The organism is Streptomyces sp. NBC_00435, from assembly GCF_036014235.1.
In the GTDB taxonomy this organism is placed as follows: domain Bacteria; phylum Actinomycetota; class Actinomycetes; order Streptomycetales; family Streptomycetaceae; genus Streptomyces.
In genome coordinates this window covers 1281610-1296225 of record NZ_CP107924.1, presented here as the reverse complement: position 1 = coordinate 1296225, position 14616 = coordinate 1281610, and the positions used below count along the sequence as shown (strand labels likewise).

At 71.0% G+C, this 14616-nt stretch carries 14 protein-coding genes; 5 read left to right on the top strand and 9 right to left on the bottom strand.

The window, feature by feature from the left end:
* The first annotated feature begins 118 nt into the window (after positions 1 to 118).
* From OG389_RS05835 to OG389_RS05825, 3 genes are all read left to right on the top strand, one after another.
* Positions 119 to 1078: a LysR family transcriptional regulator gene (locus OG389_RS05835; protein ID WP_328297392.1), complete on the top strand. Its 960-nt coding sequence runs from the start codon at positions 119 to 121 to the stop codon at positions 1076 to 1078.
* 136 nt (positions 1079 to 1214) lie between these two features.
* A complete protein-coding gene (locus OG389_RS05830; protein ID WP_328297391.1) occupies positions 1215 to 2615 on the top strand; it encodes a sulfatase family protein in 1401 nt (466 codons plus the stop codon).
* A 110-nt stretch (positions 2616 to 2725) separates the two neighbouring features.
* Positions 2726 to 3607, top strand: a complete 882-nt coding sequence (locus OG389_RS05825) for a formylglycine-generating enzyme family protein (protein ID WP_328297390.1) — start codon at positions 2726 to 2728, stop codon at positions 3605 to 3607.
* A gap of 7 nt (positions 3608 to 3614) precedes the next feature.
* On the opposite strand, the gene OG389_RS05820 is transcribed toward OG389_RS05825, so the two are convergent.
* The 4 genes from OG389_RS05820 to OG389_RS05805 all read right to left on the bottom strand — a co-directional run bounded on the left by OG389_RS05820 (position 3615) and on the right by OG389_RS05805 (position 8298).
* Complete coding sequence (locus OG389_RS05820) at positions 3615 to 4211, bottom strand: TetR/AcrR family transcriptional regulator (protein WP_328297389.1); 597 nt, start codon at positions 4209 to 4211, stop codon at positions 3615 to 3617.
* An 81-nt stretch (positions 4212 to 4292) separates the two neighbouring features.
* Positions 4293 to 6374 carry a galactose-binding domain-containing protein gene (locus OG389_RS05815; protein ID WP_328297388.1) on the bottom strand — a complete coding sequence of 694 codons (2082 nt, stop codon included), beginning with the start codon at positions 6372 to 6374 and terminating at the stop codon, positions 4293 to 4295.
* 173 nt (positions 6375 to 6547) lie between these two features.
* Positions 6548 to 7453 carry an alpha/beta fold hydrolase gene (locus tag OG389_RS05810; protein WP_328297387.1) on the bottom strand — a complete coding sequence of 302 codons (906 nt, stop codon included), beginning with the start codon at positions 7451 to 7453 and terminating at the stop codon, positions 6548 to 6550.
* 32 nt (positions 7454 to 7485) lie between these two features.
* Positions 7486 to 8298, bottom strand: a complete 813-nt coding sequence (locus OG389_RS05805) for a helix-turn-helix transcriptional regulator (protein ID WP_328297386.1) — start codon at positions 8296 to 8298, stop codon at positions 7486 to 7488.
* 49 nt (positions 8299 to 8347) lie between these two features.
* On the opposite strand from OG389_RS05805, the gene OG389_RS05800 reads away from it, so the two are divergent.
* Both OG389_RS05800 and OG389_RS05795 read left to right on the top strand, forming a co-directional pair.
* On the top strand, positions 8348 to 8806 hold the full coding sequence (locus OG389_RS05800) for a DUF2000 domain-containing protein (protein WP_328297385.1): 459 nt from the start codon (positions 8348 to 8350) through the stop codon (positions 8804 to 8806).
* A 140-nt stretch (positions 8807 to 8946) separates the two neighbouring features.
* Entirely contained in the window at positions 8947 to 9942 is a 996-nt protein-coding gene (locus tag OG389_RS05795; RefSeq protein ID WP_328297384.1) for an alpha/beta fold hydrolase, read from the top strand.
* A gap of 74 nt (positions 9943 to 10016) precedes the next feature.
* On the opposite strand, the gene OG389_RS05790 is transcribed toward OG389_RS05795, so the two are convergent.
* The 5 genes from OG389_RS05790 to OG389_RS36720 all read right to left on the bottom strand — a co-directional run bounded on the left by OG389_RS05790 (position 10017) and on the right by OG389_RS36720 (position 14615).
* Positions 10017 to 11201, bottom strand: coding sequence for a cytochrome P450 (locus tag OG389_RS05790; RefSeq protein ID WP_328297383.1), 1185 nt, complete (start codon positions 11199 to 11201; stop codon positions 10017 to 10019).
* A complete protein-coding gene (locus tag OG389_RS05785; protein WP_328297382.1) occupies positions 11191 to 11931 on the bottom strand; it encodes a tRNA-dependent cyclodipeptide synthase in 741 nt (246 codons plus the stop codon). Before OG389_RS05785 ends, OG389_RS05790 begins: the two co-directional genes overlap by 11 nt.
* Positions 11932 to 12097: 166 nt before the next feature.
* Positions 12098 to 13363 (bottom strand): iron uptake transporter deferrochelatase/peroxidase subunit, encoded by a 1266-nt coding sequence (gene efeB, locus OG389_RS05780; RefSeq protein ID WP_328297381.1) that lies wholly within the window; start codon positions 13361 to 13363, stop codon positions 12098 to 12100.
* Positions 13350 to 13973: a molybdopterin-dependent oxidoreductase gene (locus OG389_RS05775; RefSeq protein ID WP_328297380.1), complete on the bottom strand. Its 624-nt coding sequence runs from the start codon at positions 13971 to 13973 to the stop codon at positions 13350 to 13352. Before OG389_RS05775 ends, efeB begins: the two co-directional genes overlap by 14 nt.
* A gap of 465 nt (positions 13974 to 14438) precedes the next feature.
* Positions 14439 to 14615 (bottom strand): hypothetical protein, encoded by a 177-nt coding sequence (locus tag OG389_RS36720; RefSeq protein WP_443059208.1) that lies wholly within the window; start codon positions 14613 to 14615, stop codon positions 14439 to 14441.
* Position 14616 lies beyond the last annotated feature (1 nt).

The following is a 14616-nucleotide window of genomic DNA, read 5'->3' as shown; positions in this document are numbered from 1 at the left end:
TGAGAATCTGGCTGTTCGCGGCTGAGTATGGACGTGTCCATGACGAGATCGGGACATCCCTGCACGCATAAGACAGGCGTTATGGTGCGGCGCACCCCGTGCTGCGTAAGCTGCCTGAATGCAGCTGGAGTTGAGGCATCTGCAGGCCGTCTGTCAGATAGCGGAGACGGGAAGCCTGGGTGGCGCCGCGCGCCGACTCGGCGTCTCGCAGCCCGCACTCTCCGCGCAGTTGCGCAGGATCGAGCGGGTGACCGGCGGCGACCTCTTCGTCCGCGGCCGACGCGGTGTCGAGCCCACCCCCCTCGGCCAGTTCGTCCTCGCCAAGGCGCGCCGGGTGCTCAGCGAGATGGACGCCCTGGGCGCCGAGACCCGGGCCCGGACGGAAGGTGCCCCCCTGCGCCTGGGCTGCATCCTGCTCGTACTGGTCGACGGGCTGATCGCCCAGCAGGATCTCGCCCTGTCGGGCCGGGAGATCACCATGGACCTCGAGGACTCGGTGACGGCCCTGGTGCGCATGCTCGGAGCGGGCCGCTACGACGTCATCGTGTACGGCGAGGTGAACGACCACGAGGTGGCGCTCCCCGCGGGGGTGACGGCCCGCACCCTGGTCCCCAAGGAGCCGTTCTGCATCAGGATGTCGGCCCGCCATCCACTGGCCCGGCTGGAGGCCCTGGACCTCGCGGACCTCGCGGACGACACGTGGATGTCGCTGATCGAGGACGACGACGGCGGCCCCGAGGCGCTGATCGAGGCCTGCGCCAAGGCCGGGTTCGTCCCCTCTCTGCGCTACCGGATCACCGACCGCATGATGCAGTACGACCTGATCTCCGCCGGCCGCGCCGTCTCCCTCTGCCAGCCCACCGCGCCGGCGGTGGCGGGCACGGCGATCCGCCCCCTGATCGGCGCCCCCATCATGGGCCGGATCCGCCTTGCCTGGAACCGCTCGACGGTCTCGGCCCGGCAGGCGGAGCTCTTCTACAACTCGGCGGCCCGCGCGTACCTGGCCAATGTGGACAACAACCCCTTCCACCGGGCCTGGTGGGACGAGCATCCGGAAGTCCACCCGTCCCTGGACTGACCCTCCGCCGCCGGATCCCGCCCCCTGACGTCATTTCACACTCCGTACATTGAACGGGTATTCGGATCCCTTTACGCTCTCCGCATGGCAGTGGCCGCCACACCATTTCCCCTTCGGACAGCAGGAGGAAATACCGATGAGTAAGAGAGCCCGGACCCAGGTCAGCCGGAGAGGATTCCTCGCCGGCACGGCGGCGGCAGCGGCGGCAGCCGCCGTGCCTGCGATCGGCCCGGCGTCGGCGGCGGCCTCCGCGGCGGCCGCCGGCCGCCCGAACATCCTGCTGATCGTCACGGACGACCAGCCCAAACAGACCGACTGGGCCATCCGGAAGACCATCGACTGGATCGCCGGCCAGGGCGTGAGGTTCACCCACGGCCACGTCACGACCCCGCTGTGCGCGCCCTCGCGCTCCTCGGTGTTCTCCGGCCGCTACGCCCACAACCACGGGGTTCGCAACAATGCCTCCGCGGCGGCCCTGGACCAGAACACCACCGTCCAGCGCTATTTGAAACAGGCCGGATATCGCACCGGCCTCTTCGGCAAATACCTCAATTCCTGGAACATCGCCGACGCGCCGCCGCATTTTGAGGAATTCTCCCTCCTCCAGCCCGGCTACGTCGACGCGAAGTGGAACGTCAACGGGGCGGTCCAGACGATCGACGGCTACACCACGAGCATCATCAAGAACCGGACGCTGAGCTTCCTGGACAAGGCGGCCACCGACACCCGGCCCTGGTTCGCCTACGTCACCCCCTACGCCTCGCACGGCCCCCGTACGCCCGAGCCCAAGTACGCGGGCACCGCCGTCCCCGAGTGGAACGGACGCCCCTCCGTCACGGAGGCAGACCGGAGCGACAAGCCGCCCTACATCCAGGACGCCACCGGCACCCTCGACGACGGCAAGCGCATCCGCGCCGAGCAGCTGCGCACGCTGCTGTCCGTCGACGACGCCGTCCAGGCGTTCAAGGACAAGCTGGCGGCCCTCGGCCAACTGGACAACACCCTCGTCATCTACATCGGCGACAACGGCTTCGGCTGGGCCGACCACGGCTGGACCGCCAAGTCGGTGCCCTACAGCCCCGCCCACGAGGTGCCGTTCTACCTCTCCTGGCCCGCCGGAGGCCTCGGAGCGGGCACGGTGGACAATCGCATCGTCGCCAACATCGACATCGCGCCCACCATCCTCGACGCCGCCGGGATCACCCCGAACACCCCGCAGGACGGCAGGTCGCTGCTGAGCTCGTACAGCCGCGACCACCTGCTCGTCGAATGGTGGAAGAAGGGCACCGGGGCCGACCACCGCACCTGGTCCTCCTACGTGTCCAAGGACAAGCAGTACGTGGAGTACTACCAGCTGCACACCGATGCCAACGGCACCGTGTCGGGCACCGGAGAGGTCAAGTTCCGCGAGTACTACGACCTCGCCGCCGACCCGTACCAGCTGGTCAACAAGCTGTACCAGGCCACCCCGGCGCAGGAGCGGAACCTGGGCATCCCCGCCCTGGCCGCCCAGCTCGCCGCCGACCGGACCAGCTAGCCACCACGCCTCCGGCCGGGTGCGCCGTACGCGCCCGGCCGGTCCGCACCGACCCGCATCGCAACGCCCCGCCCCGCCCCGCCCCGCACCGATCCTCCAACGGAGCCACCATGTCCTCCTGCTGCACCCCGGGCCACGACTCCCCGGCCGGCGCCGTCACCCTGCTCGCCGCACCCGCGGTCCCCGTGCCCCGCGCGGTACGCGGTCTGCTCGACCTGCCCGGGGGCCGCTTCCTCATGGGCACGGAGGATGCGGACGGCTTCCCGGCGGACGGGGAGGGCCCGGTCAGGGAGGTGGAGGTGGCCGCCTTCCGGATCGCGCCGACGACGGTGACCAACGCCCAGTACGCCACCTTCGTGAAGGCCACCGGACACCTCACGGAGGCCGAGACGTTCGGGTTCTCCTTCGTCTTCGCCGGTCTGCTGGACCAGGAACTCGCGGACAGCGCCCCGGCCGTGGAGGGCGTCCCGTGGTGGAGGGCGGTGTCCGGCGCGAGCTGGAAGCGGCCCGAAGGGCCCGGATCGTCCATCGCCTCCCGGCAGAACCACCCGGTCGTCCACGTCTCCTGGAACGATGCCCAGGCGTACTGCTCCTGGTCCGGCACCAGGCTGCCTTCCGAGGCCGAGTGGGAGTACGCGGCCCGCGGCGGCCTGGAGCAGCGCCGCTACCCCTGGGGCGACGAACTCGCCCCGGGCGGCCGCACCATGCTGAACATCTGGCAGGGCGACTTCCCCGCCACCCACACCGGCCCCCACCTCGGAACCGTCCCCGTGAAGTCGTACCGCCCCAACGGACACGGCCTGTTCAACACGGTCGGCAACGTCTGGGAGTGGTGCGCCGACCCGTTCGCCCCGGGCCACGACTCCCGTACGATGCGCGGCGGTTCCTTCCTCTGCCACGACTCGTACTGCAACCGCTACCGGGTCGCGGCCCGCAGTTCCAACACGCCCGACAGTTCCACGTCCAACATCGGCTTCCGGGTCGCTGCCTGAGCGGCTGTCAGTCGCTCCGCACGAGTCCGGCCACGTGATCGGTGACCATGTCGAGGATCCCGGCCGCGGCCTCCTCGTCGCCGAGGACGAGGAAGTTCAGCGTCACCCCGTCGGTCATGGCCGCCAGGTAGCGGGCGAGCACGCCCACCGGCACGCTGAGCTCGAAGGGGGTGATCCGGCGCAGCTCCTCGATCAGCTCGGCGTACGTATCGCAGTACGACGCGTACTGTTTGCGCGCCAGGTGCCCGAACTCGGGCTGCCGCAAGGCGTACTGGGTGAGTTCGTAGGTGAGCATGTGCGCGCCGGGGCTGGCCGCCACGTGGTCCCAGTACGCCTGGAACCCGGCCCGGATGGTCTCCCGCAGCGTCGCCCTGGGCTGGATCGCGGCCTTCACGATCGTGATGTAGTGGGCGGTGATGGTCTCGATGACCGACTCCAGCAGCGCCTGCTTGGAGTCGAAGCAGTAGTGGAAGACGCTCAGCGACACGCCCGCCTCGGCGGCGATCGACCGGGTCGTGGTCCTGGACACCCCGTCACGGGTCATCGCGCGGATCGCCGCCTCCGTCAGCTGCCTGCGCCTGTCGGTCAACGGCATCCGTGCCATGTACGGGTCCCCCTCAGCTCCGGTGCGCCCCGAGCGGGGTGCCCACGGGCGCGAACGCCCACGGACACCCGCTCGACGCCGTCAGCTGCTGTATACGCCGACTTCGTACAGGGAGTAACCCCACTGCGTGCCGCGTCCCGCTCCGTGGACGCGTACGTACCGGGCCGGGACCCCCGCGAACTGCGCCGTGTCCAGGCCGCCGTCACCGGCCGCAATGGACCAGGCCGTCTGCCAGTTCGCCCCGTCCGAGGAGACCTCGACGCGGTACGACCTCCCGTACGCCCGCTCCCAGTCGAGGGTGACGCGCTTGACCAGGTGCTCGGACCCGAGATCGACCTGCACCCACTGGTCGTCGTTCCAGTCGCTCGCCCAGCGGCTGCCCCGGTCGCCGTCCACGGCCTTGCCGGGCGCGTAGCTGACGAACGGGTTCCACTCGGCCGAGCTCGCGGAGGCGGCCGCTCCGGCCGCGAGGTTCACCCCGGCCTTGTGCTGCTCGGACGCGCCCCAGGTGCGCAGGTAGGACTCGGCGCCCTGGAACAGGTCGTCGACCACGCCCTGCCCGCCGACGAGCCGGATGTCCTCGATCCAGTCGGGCACCATGCCGTAGTGGGCGCCGCCGTCGGTGTTGAAGTTCCACGTGCGCTGGCCGGTGATCTGCTTGTCGATGACCGAGCCGCCGTCGGTGCTGCGGAACGGGTACGTGACCGGGGTCTGCGCGTCGGCGCCGCGCGGGCCCGGCCAGCCGCCGACGCCGTTCATGTCGGTGCCGTAGCCGTAGCCGACGTGGTACTTCTCGCGCAGGGCGTCGGTGCGCTTCGCCTCCGCGCTGAAGCCCTCGGAGCCGCTCATGTACTGGGCGGCGAATCCGCCGAGCTTGTACAGCCGCTCGGTCCAGTTGAGGTCCATCCAGCTGTGCGAGGAGATCACGCCCGGGTACGACTCGGACTCCAGGATGTCGAAGGCCTGGCCCGCTGCCTTGACGCTCATGTGGTCGACCTCGAGCATCATCTTGCGCTTCATCATGCCGCGCACCGCGTAGTCGCCGAGCTCGGTGAGACCGCGGGTGTTGCACTGGGCGCCCGAGGCGTACGAAGGCACCGCCACGCCCGCCGGCAGCTCCTTCTCCGCCGCGGCCGCCGGAGCCAGCCCGATGGGGTTGTCGTGCTGCGGGCCGGGGCACTGCTCGGTCTTCCAGAAGGTGCCGGTCGACAGGAACTGGCCGACGTTGATGGCCGTTCCCAGGGCGCCCTCGTCGAAGCGGACCCCGCACAGGGCGTTGTCGAACTTGTGGCACAGGAACATGCTGCGCACGCCGAGGTTGTACAGCTCGTCGAGGCCGCGGTCGATGTCCGCCTTGCCGCACTGGGCGATGTCCAGGATCTGCTTGCAGCCGAAGGGCTCGGAGGTCTCGACACCGAGGACCACGGCGAGCTTGCCCTGCTTGACGACCTCGCGGGCCTGCACGGAGTCGGTGACGATGCGGAACCACCCCTTGCCGGGGCCGCCGTACATCTTGTCGACGAAGGCCTGCATGTCGTAACTCTTCTTCGCCTCCAGGCGGATGGCGGTCATCTCGTCGCAGCTGCGGTCCTTGAAGAAGTAGACCGAGCAGATCACCCCGTTGGTGACGAGGTCGTTGACGAGGATGCGTTGGCCACCGCGCCAGGCCCGCTCGATCCACGCGTAGTAGTTCTGCTGGTGGGTCAGCGAGTCGTGGGCGGGCCAGTCCTTGAAGGTCGGCCAGCCGTCGGGGTCGTGCTTGCCGTCGCCGCCCTTGGTGACGAAGTCGAAGATGGCGAGGCTGCCGTCGGGATAGTGCTCGGGACAGTCCTTGAGCGCGTCGGCGACCCCGAGGTCGGAGAACGGCTTGCCGCAGATCAGCCGGCCGCCGAAGCCCTCGTTGGACATGATGTGGTCGTGCGCGTCCACGAAGCCGCGTACGTTGCCCTGGGCGTCGGTGCCCTTGAAGGGCTCTCCGGTCACGTTGATCCCGGAGTCGGGCGCCGGGCGTGCGGTCGGGTTCCACCAGCCGTTGTCGGCGGCCGCTCCCGGTACCGGGCCCAGCACCGCGGCCAGCAGGCCGAGGAGCAGGGACAGTACCGCCACTGGTTTGCGCCGGCGGCGCCGGTCCGGGTTCGGTTGCCGGTGTGGTTGTCGGGTCATGGCCACTACTCACGTCCTCGGTCGGCGGAGGGCGCGGTCGAGGACACGGTCCACCGGAGGCACGGCGGCCCTGGCACCTGTTTGTCATGTCCCGCGCAAGCATTGCGTCGAGAATCGCTACTGCCCGGTACAGAGTCAATAGTCCGGGTCAGATGACCTGATGGTTCGTCACCTTAGGCGTTCCCGCGCTCACTTTCGGCGTGATGGACGAAACCGGTGATCCGGTCGGCGAGCACGGGCCACAGGGCGCGCGGCAGGCTGTGGCCCATGCCCTCGATCACCAGCAGCTCCGCACCCGGCACGGCCGCGGCCGTCGCACGTCCCCCGCTGACGTCGCACATCGGGTCGTCGGCGCCGTGGATCACCAGTGTGGGCAGGTCCAGGGCCCGGAGCAGCTCCGTCCGGTCCCCGGAGGCCAGCGCGGCGACGGCCTGGCGCAGGACGCCCGGCGGATCGTACGAGCGGTCGTAGGCGCGTCCCGCACGCGCGGCCACCTCGGCCTCGTCGAACGCGAACCCGGGCGACCCGGCCGCCCGGGAGATGCGGACCATCCGGTCGATCACCTCCTGGCGGGTCACCGCCGGCGGGCCGGCGAACGCGCCGAGCATCTCGGGGCGGGCCTGCCCCACGGAGGTGTCGCCCGTCGTGGACATCACCGTCGTCAGCGAGCGGACCCGGCCCGGGTGCTCGATGGCGGCGGTCTGCGCGATCGCACCGCCCAGGGAGGCACCGACCAGGTGCGCTCCGTCCCACCCGAGCAGGTCGGCCAGGGCGATGGCATCGGCGGCCATGTCCGAGAGCGTGTAGGACGCGGACGAGGTGTCGCCGGCGAGCGCGGCCGCCATGTCCGGGACCGGCCCGTGGGAGAAGTGCGAGGAGAGCCCCGTGTCACGGTTGTCGAAGCGGACCACCTGGACGCCCCGGGCCACGAGTTCGTCGCAGAAACCCTCGTGCCAGCCGTGCATCTGCGCCGCGAGACCCATCACGAGGAGAACCGGCGGCGCCTCGGGATCGCCGAATCGCTCGTACGCCACCTCGATGCCCGAGGGGCCGACCCGCAGGGCCTTCTGTTCGCTCATCGCGGCACCTTCTCCCTTTTCCCCAGCTTGCTTCAGCGCACTCCCCGCCGGGCGTAGCGCCCCGGAGTCGTGCCCACTATGCGCTTGAAGTGGCGGGTGAAGTGGGATTGGTCGTAGAAGCCCGCCGTGAGCGCGGCCTCGGCGGCCGGGTGGCCGTCGAGGAGCAGCCGGCGGGCCAGGGCGACCCGGCGCGAGAGGACGTACTGGTGCGGGGCGATGCCGAACGTGCCGCTGAAGGCGCGCACCAGATGGGCCGGGTGGGCCTGGAGCAGACCGGCGGCCTCCTCCAGGGAGACGCCCGCGACCGCCCGTTCGTCCAGGAGCTCGCGCAGACTCCGCGCGATGCCGCTGCCCGTTGCCGTGCCGGGTCCGGCGTGCGGGAGTTCCAGGCGGGGCCGGAGCAGTTGGCGCAGCTGCTCGCTGATCAGGGCCAGCCTGCTCTCCGCCTCGAACTCGTCGCCGGGAGCGGCCAGGACGCGGTGGAGCCGGCCGACGCGCCGGCGCAGTACCGGGTCGGTCAGGTCCGGCCCGTCCACGGCGGCTCCGATGAAGCGCTCGTCCAGCTGGGTCGTGTCGAGGTAGACGACGCGTTTGCGGAAACCGTGCGGGGTGGCGGCGGAGCCGTTGTGCGGGACCTGGGGCGGGAGCAGGCTCACAGTGTCGCCCGGGGTGCCGCGCTCGTGGCGGTCCAGCTCGTAGCGGACGGCGCCGTCGTCGACGATCAGCAGGGTCCACTCGTCGTGGACGTGCATGGGGTAGCTGTGCTCGGTGAAACGGGCGTGGAAGACCTCGACGACACCCGCGACCCGCGGGCGCCATGCGGAGACCTCCTGCTGGGACTGCACGCAAAGAACGTACAAGACCGGGAACGCGGGTGCCCGGCAGTCTCACGCCATGAACGATGCGAAGAACAGCGAGGGTAATGCGGGCGTGGACGCGCCCGTCCGGTTCGACACGAAGATCGCGGTACTGCTGCGGGACGACCTGGAGACCTGGCAGCGCCTGAACGTGACCGCGTTCCTCGTCAGCGGGCTCGGCACGAGCTCTCCCGAGGTGGTCGGCGAACCGTACGAGGACGCCGACGGGACCCCTTACCTGCCGATGTTCCGTCAGCCCGTGCTGGTCTTCGAGGGCGGGAAGGAAATGGTGACGGCGGCGCACGAGCGGGCGGTGCGGCGCGGTCTCGGGGTCGCGGTGTTCACCTCGGACCTGTTCGGCACCGGCAACGACGTGGCCAACCGGGCGGCTGTGGCGGCGGTGGGCAGGGACCGTCTCGACCTGGTCGGGATCGCCGTCTACGGGGGCCGCAACGCGGTGGACAAGGTGCTCAAGGGCGCCCGCATGCACTCCTGAACGCCGCGGCGGGTGTACCTCCGGCCACCGGGCCGGCAATCCCCCCGCGGTCCCGCTCCCGCTGGCCCGGGCGTCCGGGCGGGTCGAGAATGGGGCGCATGGGACGTCCGAGGCGTGCCCGGTGTCCAAGGGCCGCGGTCATGGGGGTGGGCGCCGTCGGGCTCGTGCTCGGTGCACTGCTGACCGGGCCGGTGTCGCCGGCCGCCCCCGCCGGTACGGACGGCGGGCGCCAGGTGGTCCTCGCCGACGGGCGCGAGGTCTACCTCGACTGCCGGGGCCGGGGCAGCCCGACCGTCGTCCTCGAGTCGGGCATCCACGACTCCTCCGACACCTGGACGCAGACCCAGGCGGAGCCCCCGGCGTCGGCCGAACCGGCCGTGCTGCCCGGCCTCGCCCGCACCACCCGGGTCTGCGCCTACGACCGCCCGGGCACGATCCGCTACACCGCCGAACCGACCCTGACGGCGCGCAGCACTCCCGTGCCCATGCCGCGCACCCTTCCCGGGCTCGTGACGGATCTGGACGAGCTGCTCACCACCGCGGGGGAGAAGGGCCCGTACCTGCTGGTCGGGCACTCCTTCGGCGGCATGATCACCCGGCTCTACGCGCAGACCCACCCCGGTGAGACGGCCGGGCTGGTCTTCGTCGACGCGTTCGGTCCCCCGATCCGCAAGGAAACGGGGTCCCACTGGCCGGCGTACGCCCGGCTCGTCAACCGGCCCGGGGTGGCGCTGGAGAACGAGCCCGGATTCGAGACGATCGACATCGACGGAGCGATCGACGCGGTGGAGAGGGCGCCACGCCTTCCGGCGGTCCCGATGGCCGTGATGAGCAAGACGGCCCCGTTCGCCACCGCTCCCGGTACCCCGCCGGCCCTGATGGCGGCGGTCGAGGCCGCCTGGCCGCGGGTGCAGGACTCGCTGGTCGCGTTGGCCCCGCGCACCCCGCACATCCTGGCCACCGGCAGCGACCACTACATCCAGCTCCGCGAACCCGATCTGACGATCGCCACGATCGGACTGCTCGCGGACCGCATCCGCGGCGCGCGGCCCGCGCACGGGGCGGTCCCGGGCGCCGCCTCGCCCGTGGCCGGGTCGCGCACGGTGATCGGGGCGCCGGCCGCGCCCGTGCCGTGAGCCCGACGGCCCCGGTCGGCTGCGCGCCGACCGGGGCCGTCCTCGTGGCGGGGCGCCGTCACGCGCCGGCTCCGCTACCAGAGCACGGGGAGCCGCTCGGGGAGCCGCTTCATGAAGCGGGTGCGCCAGACGAGCTGGTCGACCGGTACCGCGAGCTGGAGTCCGGGCATCTTCTCCAGGAGCACCTCGATGGCGATCTCGGTGTGCCTCTTGCCCAGGGCGGTGGCGGGGCAGTAGTGCTGGCCGCCGCCGAAGGAGAGGTGCGTGGCGGCGTTGTGCCGGTCGATGTCGACGACGTGCGGGTCGGGGAAGACCGCCGGGTCGGTGTTGGCGGCCTCGACCAGGACGAGCAGCAGTTCGCCCTTCTTCACCTCCACATCGCCCAGGGTGACGTCCTCGAGGGCGAGGCGGGGCAGGCCGTCCCCGATGGACAGGTTGATCCGCAGGAGTTCGTCGACAGCGCCCGGGATCTTCTCCGGTGCCGCGCGCAACTGCTCCCAGACCTCCGGGTGCTGGATGAGCGAGACGAGCGCCATGGTGAGGAAGCCCATCGTGGAGATGACCCCGGCACCGAACAGTGTCACGCCGACCGTGGCGAGCATCTCGTCGGTCAGGTGGGCGTACTGGGGGTCCTCGCGCAGGGCGGCGAGTTCGGCGACCAGGCCGGTGGTCGCGGGGTCGTCGAGCCGCTCGACCATGTAAGCGATGTCGCGGTCCCAGTTGAGCTTGGCGCCGGTGATGGGGCATGCCGAGTTCATGAACGCGATGTCGAGACTGGCGGCCAGGCGCGGGGCGTCGGCCTGGGGAATGCCGAGGATCCGGCAGTGGAGGTCCTCGGCGTACGGGTTGGTGAACTGGCCCCGCAGGTCGACCGGTGCCCCGTGGGTCAAGAGGCCGTCGACGAGGTCGGAGGCGCGCGAACGCATCCAGTCGGTGAGGCCGTCGGTCTTCGGGTTGATCGCCTTGAGGACGGCCTTGCGCAGCCCGGCCCCGGTGATGTTGCCCATGTTGTTGACGACTTCGGGCGGGATGGTCAGCGCGTACTGACGGGGCGCGCCGGGGGCCGAGGTGTCCTTCAGGCTGAATCGGGGGTCTTCGAGGACCTGCTTGCACAGCGGATACGAGGAGACGAGCCAGGCTTCGTCCCCGGCTATCGTGCGCACCCGCTTGACCGGCTCGTCACGGAGCTCCTCGACCTGGTGGGGGAGCTGGTCGCCGCGTGCGGAGAACGGGAAGTCGAGGAGGGTCTCAGTGGGCATCGTGTTCTCCTTCGGCGGGGGTGATGACGGCGTGTCCCTGGTTGCGCGAGGCGCGCAGTCCGGAGCCGCGTGAGTAGAGCAGTTCCGCCATCGGGAGGAGCTGGTGGTAGCAGTTGAGGGAGGACGGCACGCCGAGGATCGCGGGCGTGTCGAGGAAGAGCGGCGCTTCGGCACAGACGTACCTGAGGCAGACCTCGCGCTGCCGGGTGGTGGCGGCCTTGCCGTCCAGCACCTTGGAGGAGAGGAACGAGTCGACCAGGGAGTTGCACGTGATGCGGAACTCGGGGTCGTTGTCGATCAGGCTGTTCAGGTGACTGTGGAGGGTGCGGTACGCGGGGATGTCGGTGAGGGCCGACATCGGGCGGGAGCGTAAGCGGGTGCCGGTGGGGTCGGCTTCGGCGGCCGCGTTGTTGACCTTGGCGCGGACTCCGCGGAGGTTCTTGACCGCCTTGCGCCGCGCTTCGTCCGGGTCGTAGCCGAGGGCCTCGTACATGTCGGCCACGTGCAGGTCGGTGTAAATGAGGTCGACCTGCTGGAAGTTGCGCATGCCCCAGTGGGCGAGATCGATGACCCGCTGGGCGGAGAAGTAGCTGTTTCCGGGTGAGATGCCTATGACGGCGTGGTCGCCCTCGGCGGTGATCACCTGGCAGTGTGGTGTGTACGGACGGACTGTGAAGACTTCGGTCGCTGTCGTCAACAGGTGTCGGGTCCTTCGTGCCGCTAGTCCCATGGGGCCCTGTGCCCAAGGTGTGGCGGCGACGTGGAGGAAGCTACCCGAACGGTGGGCTCCGTTCCATGGCTTCGGGCCGGTAACTCACCTGTTGGACACCATAGTTGTCTTGATCGTTGCGATGGCCCGGATCGGCGGCGGCCCCCCCGCCCGGCGGCGGACCCTGTCAGCCTTCCATCAGGGCCTGCCCGACGTACTGGCCGGGGGCCGCGCCGCCGGGAGCCACGAAGAGGGCGGAGGCCTCGTGGACGGTGTAGCGGGCGAGGGCGTCGCCGCGGGCGAGGCGGTGCTGGACGGGGACGAAGCCGGTACGGGGATCGGCCTGCCAGGCGAGGAACAGCATTCCGGCGTCCGGGGTGCCGTCGGGGCGCAGCCCGTCGTGGTACGACCAGCCGCGGCGGAGCATGGTCGCGCCGCCCGTGGTGGCGGGTGCCGCGAGACGGATGTGGGCGTTGGTGGCGATGACGGGGACCCCGTCCGGCCGGGACGCGGCGAGGTCGGCCGGAGTGTGTTCGGCACCGCCGCTCAGCGGGGCGCCGTCCGAGGCGCGGCGGCCGACGGCCTGGTCGCGATGGGCCGGGGGCAGGGTGTCCCAGTGGTCGAGCAGCATGCGGATGCGGCGGACGACGAGGTACGAGCCGCCGGTCAGCCAGGCGGGGGCCGCCGGGTCCGACACGACGATCCGCGCGAGCCGGTCGGGGTCCGCCGGGTCGGGATTGGCGGTTCCGTCGAGGTGCCCCATGAGGTTCCGGTGCGTTCCCCCGGCCGGTGTGCCTTCGGGTGAGCTGGTGAAACCCGCCATCGTCCAGCGGACCTTGGCCTCGCCCTGCGCCAGCCGCTGGAGGGTGCGCAGGGCGTGGACCGTGACGAGCGGGTCGTCGGCGGCGATCTGCACGAACAGGTCGCCGCCGCCGCGTGCGGGGTCGAGCTCGTCGTCCGGGAAGTCCGGCAGCTGCGCGAGGGCCCCGGGCCGGGCCGCGGCCATGCCGACCCGGTCGAAGAAGGTCGGGCCGAGTCCGAAGGTCAGGGTGAGCGAGGCGGGACCGGAGCCGAGTGCCGGGCCGGTGTCGGTGGCGCGGGAGCCGGGCGGGGAGAGCTCCTCCCCGACCGGCTCCCCGCGCGTCAGCCGCTCGGCCGCGGAGCTCCACCGCAGCAGGAGGGCGGCGGCCCGGCCGCGGTCGGTCCGTGCTCCGAAGTCGAAGGCGGCGAGCCGGGCATGGACTTGACGGGGGTCGAGGATCCCGGCCTGGTGCGTCCCGTGGAACGGGATGCTCCGGGACCGGGCCGGCCGGGTGGCGTCCGTGGGCGCGGTGGCCAGGACCGCTGCCCCGGCGCCGACCCCGGCACCGATGACGCCGAGTCCGCCGGCGCCGAGCAGGGCCCGGCGCCCGAGGAGCCGGCGTCCGGTCGGATCGGCGTCAGTGCCGTTCACCGTCGACCACCGGATCGACGACACCGACCCACAGCTGGTTCAGTTCGGAGACGTAGCGGCCGCCCTTGGTGTCCTGCGGCACCACCAGGCGCGGCCCCGACGCGTCCTCGAAGGGGACGCCGTCCTCGGAAACCGCCAGGAGCACCTGGGACTTGGCGAAGGCAGGGTCGAGCTCGGCCCAGGCGAGGACGGCGCGGTAGTCGCCGCCACCCGTGGCGGCGACGATGCCCCGCAGCTGTCCGTTCTTCTTCGACTCGTCGAAGCGGGGCTGCGCGTTCTTGAGCACCTCGTGCAGGAGGACACCCTGGTACGTGTGCTTCTGCTGGCCCTTGGTGCTGGTGAACTCGACGGAGACGGAGGTCTGCGGCAGCACGCGGAGGTCGGCCAGTTTCAGGGTGTACGGCTTGTCGACCTGCCCCGCCACACGGACCTCACCCGGCGCCAGCGCGGGGGCCGGGGAGGCGGTGGGGGCGGGCGAGGGCGCCGGGGCCGAGGGGGCGCCCGCGCCGCCCTTGGCGTCGGCGGACTGTCCGCACCCGGCCAGCAGCAGACCCGTGAGGACGGAAGCGGCGACGGCGGCCGGTACGCGTGGATTGTGGCTGTACGGCATGGACTTACCCTCCTGACGCGCCGCCGGCCTGCCCCGCAGGTGCGAGGTTGAGAATGACCATGGTGCGCAAATGCCGTGCGTAACATACATCCAGGCTGGCAAATACATATCCACTCGGTCCGCCGTGTGGACGGGATCCGGACATCGCCCCGGGTGCGCGGCCGCTCCGCCCGCAGGGCTCACGCGGTCGGCGCGGCATGACGGAGCCCCTGCTCGTCGAACACCGCGATCGGCGAGCAGGGGCTTCCTTCACCGCGCCCCTGCGGCAGCGAGAGCCGCAAGCAGCCCCGGGGGCGGGTGTCCGCAGTCAGTGAACCAACTGACGGCCGTAGGGCGCGACTGGTCTCGGACACGGAAACCGGCCAAGTGGGCCGGTGTGGAGACGGTGGATCATCCAAGAGATGAATGTGTCACTAGTGGTCGCATCTGCGAGGCGATGTGCTCTTGGGATGCTGCACATGCCGATCACGGCGGAGTCGTGCGCACGATGACCGGTCGCCGACGAAGCTCCAGTCGGAGCAGGCCTGCCGGGCGGCCGTGCTCCGGCCAGTAGAAGGTCAGGGCGGCCCGTGGGTGGCGGGCGAGCTGAACGCCCTTGGGGCTGAAGGCGTGGCCGGCGAACTGCCACCCCGAGGCGTCCACG